Origin of the sequence: Aggregatibacter sp. oral taxon 458 str. W10330, assembly GCF_000466335.1 — a bacterium.
Classification (GTDB): Bacteria; Pseudomonadota; Gammaproteobacteria; order Enterobacterales; family Pasteurellaceae; genus Aggregatibacter.
Window position 1 is genome coordinate 1 of the sequence record NZ_KE952594.1, and the last position, 10,807, is coordinate 10,807.

Consider the following 10,807-nt stretch of genomic DNA (forward strand, 5'->3'; position numbering starts at 1 on the left):
TCATTCGTGCAACAAGTTGCACGCTACGACATCGCGAATTACGCATTGAGGTTAATAAACGTCTGCCAAAAGCGGACAAATCATATAAAAAAATAACCGCACTTTTTTGCATTACGGTCAAAAGTGCGGTCAGATTTTCAGACGTTTTTTATTGTGTACGCTATTGTAGATTACAATAAGCCCGGTTGACCTAACGCTGGATCCTCGTCACGTGCTTTTAATGCGTCTTCCACGGTTAAGCCTAAGGCGTTCGCAACGCCTTCACCATAAGCCGGATCGCACCAATAACAGTTGCGAATGTGGCGATATTTGATGAAATTCGGAGCATCGCCCATGGCAGCAGCCGTATTGTTGAATAACGCTTGCTTTTGCGTTGGGTTCATTAGGTTAAATAACGCACGCGGTTGGCTAAAGTAATCGTCATCATCATGACGGAAATCCCAATGTGCCGCATCGCCATTAATACGAAGTGGTGGTTCGGCGAAATCCGGTTGTTGTTGCCACTGTTGAAAACTATTCGGCTCATAGTGCGGTAAGCTGCCGTAGTTGCCATCTACACGACCTTGACCATCACGTTGGTTGCTATGCACCGGACAACGTGGGCGATTGACCGGAATTTGACGATAGTTCACCCCTAAACGATAACGTTGTGCATCCGCATAGTTGAACAAGCGCGCTTGTAACATTTTATCCGGGCTGACACCAATCCCCGGTACTAAGTTACTCGGTGCAAAGGCAGATTGCTCTACATCGGCAAAGAAGTTTTCCGGATTGCGGTTAAGCTCAAACTCCCCTACTTCAATTAATGGATAGTCTTTTTTCGGCCAGACTTTGGTTAAATCGAATGGGTGATAAGGCACTTTTTCCGCATCGGCTTCAGGCATAATTTGCACGTATAACGTCCATTTCGGGAAATCCCCCCGTTCAATCGCTTCGTATAAATCACGTTGATTACTTTCACGATCATGAGCAATGACCGCCGCCGCTTCGGCATCGGTTAAGTTTTTAATGCCTTGTTGGGTACGGAAGTGGAATTTCACCCAAAAACGCTCACCTGCTTTGTTCCAGAAACTGTAAGTGTGTGAACCGAAACCGTGCATATGACGATAACTTGCCGGAATCCCACGATCACTCATAACAATAGTAACTTGGTGTAAGGCTTCAGGTAACAATGTCCAAAAGTCCCAGTTGTTGGTCGCAGAATGCATATTGGTGCGCGGATCGCGTTTTACCGCTTTATTTAAATCAGGAAATTTACGCGGATCGCGCAAGAAAAATACTGGCGTGTTGTTACCCACTAAATCCCAGTTCCCTTCTTCGGTATAGAATTTTAAAGCAAAACCACGAATATCACGTTCCGCATCCGCAGCACCACGTTCACCGGCAACGGTCGTAAAGCGTGCAAACATTTCCGTTTTTTTGCCGACTTCACTGAAAATTTTGGCGCGGGTATATTGAGTGATGTCATTCGTCACAGTAAAGGTGCCGAATGCACCGGAACCTTTCGCGTGCATACGACGCTCCGGAATCACTTCACGCACAAAATCTGCTAATTTTTCATTTAGCCATACATCCTGTGCAAGCAACGGACCGCGTGGGCCGGCAGTTAAACTGTTTTGGTTATCGGCAACAGGCGCGCCGTTACCCATCGTTAAAGGCGTACTGGTTAAATGAGAAAAAGGGCATTTAGCACTCATAGAAAACTCCTTAATAAATAGTATTAGCTTGAAGTAAGTATCGCCAAGTATAATATAGAAAGGTTTTACCGATTGAAATCTATTAAATCAATTCGAAAACCCTATCTAAAAAAGAATTGCGACGGCGTAATGCAAATTTGCTATATTCCGCTCAAAATTGTCGTTTTTCATCATCTGTTCAATGATCGAGCAAAAGTGCGGTCATTTTTTAGAAAGATTTTACAAACGGAGAGAAAATATGAATCCTTGGCTTTTACTGGGTGGCTCTATCGGCTTGGAAGTTATCGCCACCAATTTGCTGAAATTAAGCGATGGTTTTACCAAACCGCTTCCCACCATCAGTGCGTTATTGATTTATGCTTTATCGTTTTATTTAGTCTCCATTGTCTTCCGCAGCCTGCCTGTCGGCTTGGTCTATGCCGTTTGGTCCGGTGTAGGGATTATTTTGACAGCGATGGTTGCTTACTTTGCCTTTGGACAAAAACTCGATATGCCTGCTATGTTAGGAATTGCCCTGATTATTTCCGGCGTGCTGGTGATTAATCTATTTTCAACAACGAATTACTAATTTTTAGAAAATAACGTCATTGTTGTCACCTTTCTTTCTTATTATTTTACTGGGCGGATCCTTGCGTGAACGGTGCTTTAAAAGCAGCAACGGAAAGTGGAATTTCCGCCACTTGTCCGCCCCAATTTATAGATTTCAACATAAAGTGTTGCGTTCATTTTATCCCACCAACACAGAGGTCATACTCAAGGAACCGGCAATCAAATTGTCATTGAAAAATGCCACTTTTTCCTCCGGCGCACGCAACGCCATCACATACAAGAGAGGCAAATAATGATCCGGTGTGGGGACTGAAAGCACCGCACCTTCGCCAAATTGCTCATAATGCACCAAATCATCGTCATTTTTCGTCATCATAGCGTGATTAATATGATCACGGAACGCATACGCCCAGTCATAGCCCGCACCAATTTGATTAATATGTTCCCAGCTTATGGCTCTCAAATTATGCACAATGTTGCCACTGCCGATAATCAACACGCCCTGTTCACGCAAAGCAGCCAATTTTTTAGCCAAATTAAAATGCCACTGTGCCTGTTGCAAACGGTTAAGACTCAGCTGCACTACCGGAATATCCGCATTGGGATAGAGAAACTTCAACACCGCCCATGCACCGTGATCAAAGCCACGCGTTGGGTTAAGCTCGACATTTTCCGGCTGCAATAACGACCGCACTTGTTCCGCCAACTCAGGCGAACCGGGTGCCGGATATTGCACTTGGCTGAGTTCTTCGGGAAAGCCGTAAAAATCATAAATCATTTCAGGATGTTCACCCGATGTCACTTGCAAACGGCTGCTATACCAATGCGCCGAAATCATCAAAATGGCTTTTGGTTTAGCAAAGTTTTGCGTAATTAGACTGAAATTCTGGTTGAATGGATTTTCTTTTTCTAACACATTCATCGGGCTACCATGCCCAACAAACAAGACCGGCATTTTTTTCATCATTTTCTCCTCGTTATTTGATGAAGCAAATTGTACGGATAAATGATTAAGCAATAAACCGCACTTTGTGAACAACATTTTTTACTGATAGAAAATAATAAAATATTTTTTGGCTTTACGACAAAATAACAACCCGCACGTAAAACGTACAGTTTTTAGGCTCCCCTATAAGAGCCTATACTTCACAAGCCCCTCAAAGAGCTTGTGAAAACTGGCAACCGTGTTTATTTTCATATCACTATTGTGAGTCGTAGCGTGCAACTTGTTGCACGAAATCATGAATGCCCGAAAGAGTTAAATAACGTTCCGTGTATGGTTTGGTCGAGCATCAAGATGCACGCTTACGCATCGAGGTTAATTATTCATGCAACAAGTTGCACGCTACGAGGGGTCAAATAAAAAGTCCATCTAAAAAATTTCAGAGCCCAAGATACGAGGAAATTGGACAGACGGCGATTTACCTTCGCGCGTGAAAATCTCGGAATGGTTGATGCCGAAGCCTTTGATTTTTACCTGTGACCAACCCTCTTTGATATCAGGTGTTGGCACGTCTTGATAAATCAGTTGTTCCGGACCGCCGGCTTGGTAGATTTTTACGGCTTTCATAATACCTCCCTAAGAATCTGATGCTTTCAGGTAGCCTACTGCCAATTTTACTTTCCTAACAACCCATTTTTCTCCAAATAATCCCGCGCTACATTTTCCGCACTTTCGCCTTGCACTTTTACGCGGTAGTTCATCTCGCTCATTTCCTCTTCGCTAATTTTTCCCGCCAGTCGGTTAAGTGCGGTCACAATTTGAGGATTTTTCTCGGCAAATTCTGCTTTCATCAGCGGCGCGCCCTGATAGGCGGGGAACAGGGAAATATCATCTTTCAGCAGGCGCAATTGATATTGTTTCAATTCTGCATCGGTAGAAAAGGCTTCTACTAGGTCGATTTTGTCATTCAACAATGCCGTATAGCGTAAGGCAGGTTCCAAGCTAACAATATGTTTTAGCGTGATACCGGCAGCCTGCATGCCTTTATAGCCGTCTGCTCGGTCGATAAATTCCAGTGAGAAACCTGCTCGGATATCGGGTGCTACCTGCTTCAAGTTGCTGATTGTCTTCAGTTGGTGCGATGCACCGTAGCTTTCTTTGACTGCCAACGCGTAAGTGTTCTGATAAGACATTGGTGGTAGAAACTCTAACTGATATTGTTCCGCCAATAATTGTTTGCCCCGTTGATAGGTTTCATCTGGCGACAGATGGCGGTTCTTCTGTTCACTTGGTACTTGTACTAAGGCTTCCAGCACGGTGCCGGTGAATTCGGGGTAAATGTCGATTTCGCCGCTGTTTAGCGCGTTGAACAGGAAGGTGGTTTTACCAAAATTAGGTTTTACTGTAACTCTGATATTCGGATTTTCACGCTCAATCAAGAATTTATACATGTTAATCAGAATATCCGGCTCACTCCCCATTTTGCCGGCAATCACCACGTTTTTTGTGGCAGGCGTAAATGAAATCTGCGACAGACCGAGTGCACCGAAGCCCACAGTCAATGCAAGAATAATCGGCAATTTACGTTGCGATTTCTGCAACAGTCCGATAATGCCGCTTACGCCGACAGCCAGTAATGCGGAGAGCAATGCGCCGGTAAACGTCATCGTCATGTTATTTCGGTCGATGCCAAGCAGAATCAGGTTGCCCAAGCCGCCTGCACCGATTAACGCCGCCAGTGTTGCCGTGCCGACAATCAGCACTGCCGCCGTGCGTATGCCCGAAATCATGGCAGGCAGTGCCATCGGCAGCTCAATCCGCCATAATGATTGCCAACGCGATAGCCCGAATGCGGTGTACGCATCTTGAATCGATTGGTCGATTTGGGTCAGCCCCAAATAGGTATTTTGAAAAATCGGCAACAGGGCGTATAGCGTAAGCGCAATCAAGACGGGCGGCGAACCGATACCGACAAACGGAATCAGCAAACCCAGCAGTGCCAAAGACGGGATGGTTTGCAATATATTGGTGAACTGCAATACCGCTTCCGCTGCCCGCTGTCTGCGCGCAAACAACACGGCGGCAGGCACGGCAATTGCCACTGCCGCGAGCAAAGCCAGTCCGGAAAGCCATAAATGCGTAAGCAGCATTTGCCAGAGTTCTGCTGGGGTAACGTTTAGGGATGAGAACATAGTTTTAAATTTTATGGTTAGTATGTTGAATAATAGATGTTTATGTTTGCTTTACAGCAAGGTATTAGCGCCTTGAAAGAGGTTTCAGACGGCCTTCACCATCATAACACTGCCCTTCTCACAGCTTCCTGTCCCTGTTTATCCAACCGTAAGAATTGGTGGATGATGCGTTGGGCATCGGGTGCGTCGGCGGTGGAAAACAGCGATTGCACGTAATCGTTTGCCGGCTGCTTTTTGATTTCTTCAGGTGTGCCGATTTGTACCAGTTTGCCGTTATGCATTACACCGATTCGGCATGCAAGTTTGGCGGCTTCCTGCATATCGTGGGTAACGAAAACGATAGTGGTGCCAAATTTTTGGTGAATCATGGCAATTTGGTCTTGCAGTACGGTGCGCACCAGCGGGTCGAGCGCGGAAAACGGTTCATCCATCAGCAGTACTTGGGGTTTGGCGGCAATGGCGCGCAAAATGCCGATGCGCTGCTGTTCGCCGCCGGAAAGTTCGTGCGGATAGCGGTCGCGGTAGTGCGCAGGGTCAAGTTCCACCAACTCCAATAATTCGTTCACGCGCGCTTTGCGTTCGGCTTTCGGCCAGCCCAGTACGTCGGGCATGAGCGCGATGTTTTCTGCCACAGTCATCGTGGGAAAAAGCGCGATTTGCTGCAATACATAGCCGATTTGGTGGCGCAGCTGACGGATGTCGTAGTCTTTAATCCGTTTGCCGTGCAGATAAACGTTGCCATCGGTCGGTTCAATTAGCGCGTTAATCATGCGTAAAGTGGTGGATTTACCACTACCCGATCCGCCCACCAACACGAAAAATTCACCCTCATAAATAGTCAAATCCAAATCGCGCACAGCATATTTGCCATCATACTGCTTGCCTGCGCCACGAAATTCGATAAACGGGACAAGATTATTTTGCATATTGTGCCCTTACTACGTCTTCAAAATTAAGCGGTGCACGTCCCAACAACTGTGGCAGGTCGTCTGAAACGGCGGCAAGTTCGCCTTTGGCAATGGCGGTGTAGGTGGAAACCCACGCCTCAATCTGCCAATCGGGCGTGTCAGAATACGCAGCTTTACGGCTGGCGAAAGCTTCTTCCACGGTTTCGTTGTAGTAGCGGTGCGGTTTATCGGTAATTTCGGTTAAGACGGCGGCTATTTCAGCAAAACTTAATGATTGAGAACCGGTCAGCGTGTAAGCCTGATTGTCGTGGCAGTGGTTGCCGCACGCAATGTCGGCGATAACGTTTGCCGCCGCTTGGGCGACATCGCGCTGCGAAACGCAGGCAACGCGCCCATCGTCGGCTGGGCCTGCGATGATGCCGTCTGCGTTGGCAATCGTTGCCATCATCTCGCTGTAAAAATTGTCGCGCAGAAAGGTGTAGCGCATATTTGTTTGCCGGATTGCATTTTCGGTCACCGCATGGGTACGCGCCAGCGTGAAGGTGCTATCCAACGCCGCCTGCGCAAAAGAGAGATAGACAATGTGTTGCACGCCCGCTTCTGAAGCAGCCTGCACCAAAGTCAAATGCTCCTGCTCGCGTGTTGGGCTTTCGGCGGCAGACACCATAAACAGCACGTCCACCCCGTTTAACCCCTGCTTGGCAAGCTCCAAATCGCCATAAGCAAACTGCCGCGCCTCGCAGTTCGGCAGGTCGGGCGCTTTGGCGGGGTTACGCAGTGGCAGAATTAGCGGCAGTCCGCGTGAATTGAGGTGCCGGGCGACCATGCCGCCGATGTTGCCGCTGGCACCGGTGATGGCGATGTTCATGAGGAACTCCTTGGGGAACTGTGTAGATATAAGATAAGTGTAGCTGAAAAAGTAGCTTTAGGGTAGTAGGAAGTTTGTATTCAGGTAAAGCAACGCTCAATTGGCCACTTTCTATCAATAGCACAACATCACCGGAAAGTAACAGTGCCAACCCCATGTCGGCGCAGACCTATTCTCGTGTCTCCAACGAGGAATCATGACCACATGGGGCATTTCCTACCGTTGATTAAAATAAAAAATTCGGTATTTATCTGAATTTAATTCCTAGATAGATCGTGGTAGAACGATTTTTGAATAACAAATACAAAAGTGCGGTCAAATTCCAACGTGTTTTTGCCATCTATCTTTAATACCCATCTATTTAATATCCCCCTTCGGTGCATGCCCGAAATAGCGTTTGTATTCACGGCTGAATTGGCTAGGTGACTCGTAGCCGACTTGGTAAGCGGTTTCAGTAATGCCTTGCTCTTCTTGTGCAATTAGTCGTCTGGCTTCCATCAGACGTAAGGATTTTTGATATTGCATCGGTGAAAGGCTGGTTATCTTCTTAAAATGACTATGAAATCCAGATAATGACATACCACTTAGATTTGCCAAGGTTTCCACGGTGATGGTTTCACTAAAATGTTGTTGCAGATAATGGGTGGCTTGGGCGATTTTTTTGGTGTGCGATCCATTGCTTACCATGGCTTTAAATTTGCCACCTTGTTCGCCTGTAAGGAGTCGATAATATATTTCTTGTTGGATAAGCGGTGCAAGAAACTCAATATCTTTTGGATTTTCGTGCAAGAATAATAAGCGTTCAACAGCATTTTTGAGAGATTCATCCAGATGCCATTGTGCAAAACTTTCGTTGCCCTGTTGAACATCATCTGCAAGGTTTGGATTTGCTAATAAAATCTTGCTAACGCTTTCAATATCAATTTTCATCGACATCACTAAAAACGGCTTTTGCGGCTCTGCATATTTAATCTCGCCACGCATCGGTATGTTTACTGGGCAAAACATAAAATGTTGATTATCAAATCGGTAGCATTGTTCGCCTAGCTGCACTTCACGTTCTCCGCTTAACACGATGCAAATGCTCGGCTCTTGAATAATACCTTGGTAACAAAATGGTTGATCTGAATGGCGAAGAAATAAGCCTTTAATCGGTGATGAATAGAGTTCGTTATGTGGAATAACTTTTAATAAGCGTTCTATCGTTTCAGTTGAGAACATAATTTTGTAGGAATAGGCAAATAATTTGGATGAATCATATAACACTTCATATTGCCGTTCAATATAATGAACTCACTTTCAACGGCAGTACGCCAAAACATTTAACCAATATTGAATTGAGGACAATATCATGAAAATTTTCTACAAAACATCAGCAATAGCAACAGCAATCGGCGGTCGTGATGGCCATACACAAGTAGATGACGGTTCAATTGGCTTTGATTTGGTTTCATTTCAAAATGACGGCACCGGAGCTGATGAAAAACACCAACGCGCCGAGCATGGCAAGCACCGCCGCACCGACGAAAAACGGCCGCATGGGGTGGGTGAAAAACTTATTCATGGTTTGGCTTAATTCTGCATGAAGATGCTTTCGGATATGGATTTATTGGGCGGACAGGGTTGTATCTTGTATTGAAGAAGCAAGCCGAAGGTTTGTCAGATACTCAAATGCCCGTATCATTCATATTATTGATATTATTGTTTGAATTGTATTATTTTCAATAATAATAAATAACCCTAAACCAATATAAATAACAGCCATTATCCAACGACTAAACTTCTCTACAATTTCACCAACACCTGAAATATTAGCCAATCTTTGTGCTGTATATACTAAAACAAAAATCAATATTAAAAATACAAGAAGAGTAACTAATAAGTCGATAAGATCTAAAGTCACAAAGTAAGGAACAAAAAGTCCAATATTATCTGCACCACAACTAGCAACTGTAACCAAAGCAACAATACCGACTAATTTTGACAACCCTTTTTCATCCAATTCTTTTTTAGCTCTTTTTTCGCCCTCACAATCGTCGTAAATAGCAACTTTAATACCTAAGTAAATCGGTATTAAACCTAATAAACCCAACACCCATTTTTCCGGAACATAATTCAAAACAAAAGCTAGAAATAAACTAACTAATATTAAAATTAAAGAACCTAAATATTGTCCGATATAAATATCTCGATATTCTTTTCTAGTATTTGATCTAGCAAAAAATATTAATAGTATTACCAACAAATCTACTGCTGTAGCAATATATAAAACAGCAGCAGTAATCACAGTCAAAAACATAAAGCACCTCATAATGAATCCCCTGCCCCCTTGGCACCACGGCTTTTTCAAAAACCGAATCGCGTTCGGATAACAGATTCGTATCTTTCGCTAAAGAGGCAAGCCTGCGGCTTACTTACCCTCTCCCTAGCCCTCTCCCACGGGGAGAGGGAATTGGGCTGTCGAGCCTGAACATTTTCAGGTTTACCTGACATCTGATTCCCAATTCTACGGCTCTCTGATTTTGAGAAACCTGATCCCCTTTCCCCGTGGGAGAGGGTTAGGGAGAGGGCAACGAACCGCAAGGTTTGTCAGAAATTTAAATTCCTATCACTCATAATAATGAATCCCCTGAAACTCTCTTGCCACCACGGCTTCTTCAAAAGCCAAATCGCGTTTGGACAGCGGCGTAGGCAGGGTAATCACGTTTTGCACGTTCATGCCCTTAGTGGAAAGCAGCATGATTTCATGGCTCAGGCGTGCGGCTTCGAAGCGGTCGTGCGTTACCAGCATACACGCCATGCCCTGCCGCTCGATTTTGTCCACCAGCATGGCGACCAAAATATCGCGCAAATCGCGGTCCAAACCGACGAACGGCTCGTCCAGCAAGGCAAGGTCGCAGCCGCACAGCAGCAGGCGCAAAAATGCTACCCGTTTCGCCATGCCGCCGGACAATTCGGTCGGATATTTGTTCAAATCGCCCGCAGTCAGCCCGACTTTCGCCGCCAGCGCGATGATTTCGCCTTCATCGGGTTTGTCCATAAAAATAGCGATATTCTGCATCGCGGTCAAGTTTTCCGGCAGGCGGTTTTCCTGAAACAGAAAACCCGTTTTGCGGAAAGTATTGCGTATCGTGCCCGATTTCGGCGTTTCCAAGCCCGCAATCAAACGCAAAACCGTCGTCTTGCCACAGCCGCTCGGCCCGAACAAAGCTTTCACTTCGCCATGTTGCAGGTTCAAACTGAAATCGTGCACGATGGGGTCACGGAGAATTTCAAAACGCACGTTTTCAAGACAGAGCATCACCTTCTCCACGGCATAAACAAAATTTCCAAAGGCTTGGTAATCAGGTATTCAAACAGTGACACAAACACGATAACCAACACCACATAAGCCATCACCGTCGAAGTCCCCCTGATAGCGCAAGCGTCCTCGCTTGTGCCATTACAATCTATTGTGGTTTCGGAGTTAGCAAAATCCCGAGGCAAGCTCACGAATGAAGTTTACCGGAAAAGTGATATTTGGCGATAAAGTGATTACCTGTTTAAGTTCTTCATTTTCTTCTAATGACAAAAAAGTGCGGTTATAAAATCAAAAGGATTCTGAACGTTGGCTTTGCCAACGGCTCCCCAGATAGCCCCTCCTTCTGACG

Annotated in this window: 11 protein-coding genes and 1 pseudogene; 2 read left to right on the plus strand and 10 right to left on the minus strand. The window is 45.4% G+C overall.

Features of this window, described 5'->3' with window-relative positions; translation table 11 throughout:
* Positions 1-170: 170 nt before the first annotated feature.
* The gene (locus HMPREF9065_RS08550) at positions 171-1,697 is read right to left on the minus strand and encodes a catalase (protein WP_033002359.1); all 1,527 of its coding nucleotides are present in this window, start codon (positions 1,695-1,697) and stop codon (positions 171-173) included.
* Between the two features lie 238 nt (positions 1,698-1,935).
* Between HMPREF9065_RS08550 and HMPREF9065_RS08545 the strand changes: the two genes are divergently transcribed.
* The gene (locus tag HMPREF9065_RS08545) at positions 1,936-2,265 is read left to right on the plus strand and encodes a DMT family transporter (protein ID WP_033002361.1); all 330 of its coding nucleotides are present in this window, start codon (positions 1,936-1,938) and stop codon (positions 2,263-2,265) included.
* Between the two features lie 159 nt (positions 2,266-2,424).
* Here the strand turns inward: HMPREF9065_RS08545 and ygiD are convergent, their stop codons facing one another.
* From ygiD to HMPREF9065_RS08515, 6 genes are all read right to left on the minus strand, one after another.
* Complete coding sequence (gene ygiD, locus HMPREF9065_RS08540) at positions 2,425-3,210, minus strand: 4,5-DOPA dioxygenase extradiol (RefSeq protein ID WP_084422193.1); 786 nt, start codon at positions 3,208-3,210, stop codon at positions 2,425-2,427.
* A gap of 408 nt (positions 3,211-3,618) precedes the next feature.
* Positions 3,619-3,816 (minus strand): hypothetical protein, encoded by a 198-nt coding sequence (locus HMPREF9065_RS08535; protein ID WP_021615285.1) that lies wholly within the window; start codon positions 3,814-3,816, stop codon positions 3,619-3,621.
* A gap of 47 nt (positions 3,817-3,863) precedes the next feature.
* Complete coding sequence (locus HMPREF9065_RS08530; RefSeq protein WP_021615286.1) at positions 3,864-5,381, minus strand: ABC transporter permease/substrate-binding protein; 1,518 nt, start codon at positions 5,379-5,381, stop codon at positions 3,864-3,866.
* A gap of 101 nt (positions 5,382-5,482) precedes the next feature.
* Positions 5,483-6,307: an ABC transporter ATP-binding protein gene (locus HMPREF9065_RS08525; RefSeq protein WP_021615287.1), complete on the minus strand. Its 825-nt coding sequence runs from the start codon at positions 6,305-6,307 to the stop codon at positions 5,483-5,485.
* Positions 6,297-7,157, minus strand: coding sequence for an SDR family oxidoreductase (locus HMPREF9065_RS08520; protein ID WP_021615288.1), 861 nt, complete (start codon positions 7,155-7,157; stop codon positions 6,297-6,299). The genes HMPREF9065_RS08525 and HMPREF9065_RS08520 overlap by 11 nt, the downstream gene beginning before the upstream one ends.
* A gap of 357 nt (positions 7,158-7,514) precedes the next feature.
* A complete protein-coding gene (locus HMPREF9065_RS08515; RefSeq protein ID WP_021615290.1) occupies positions 7,515-8,378 on the minus strand; it encodes an AraC family transcriptional regulator in 864 nt (287 codons plus the stop codon).
* A 130-nt stretch (positions 8,379-8,508) separates the two neighbouring features.
* Between HMPREF9065_RS08515 and HMPREF9065_RS08510 the strand changes: the two genes are divergently transcribed.
* Positions 8,509-8,733, plus strand: a complete 225-nt coding sequence (locus tag HMPREF9065_RS08510; RefSeq protein ID WP_021615291.1) for a hypothetical protein — start codon at positions 8,509-8,511, stop codon at positions 8,731-8,733.
* A gap of 108 nt (positions 8,734-8,841) precedes the next feature.
* Here HMPREF9065_RS08510 and HMPREF9065_RS08505 read toward each other — a convergent pair whose 3' ends face one another.
* The 3 genes and pseudogenes from HMPREF9065_RS08505 to HMPREF9065_RS09840 form a co-directional block, all read right to left on the minus strand.
* Positions 8,842-9,456, minus strand: coding sequence for a CadD family cadmium resistance transporter (locus HMPREF9065_RS08505; RefSeq protein WP_021615292.1), 615 nt, complete (start codon positions 9,454-9,456; stop codon positions 8,842-8,844).
* Positions 9,457-9,765: 309 nt separating this feature from the next.
* Entirely contained in the window at positions 9,766-10,458 is a 693-nt protein-coding gene (locus tag HMPREF9065_RS08500) for an ATP-binding cassette domain-containing protein (RefSeq protein ID WP_198009759.1), read from the minus strand.
* Positions 10,458-10,586: pseudogene (locus tag HMPREF9065_RS09840) on the minus strand (ABC transporter permease); the annotation flags it as partial. The pseudogene HMPREF9065_RS09840 and the gene HMPREF9065_RS08500, both read right to left, overlap by 1 nt.
* Between the last annotated feature and the right edge of the window lie 221 nt (positions 10,587-10,807).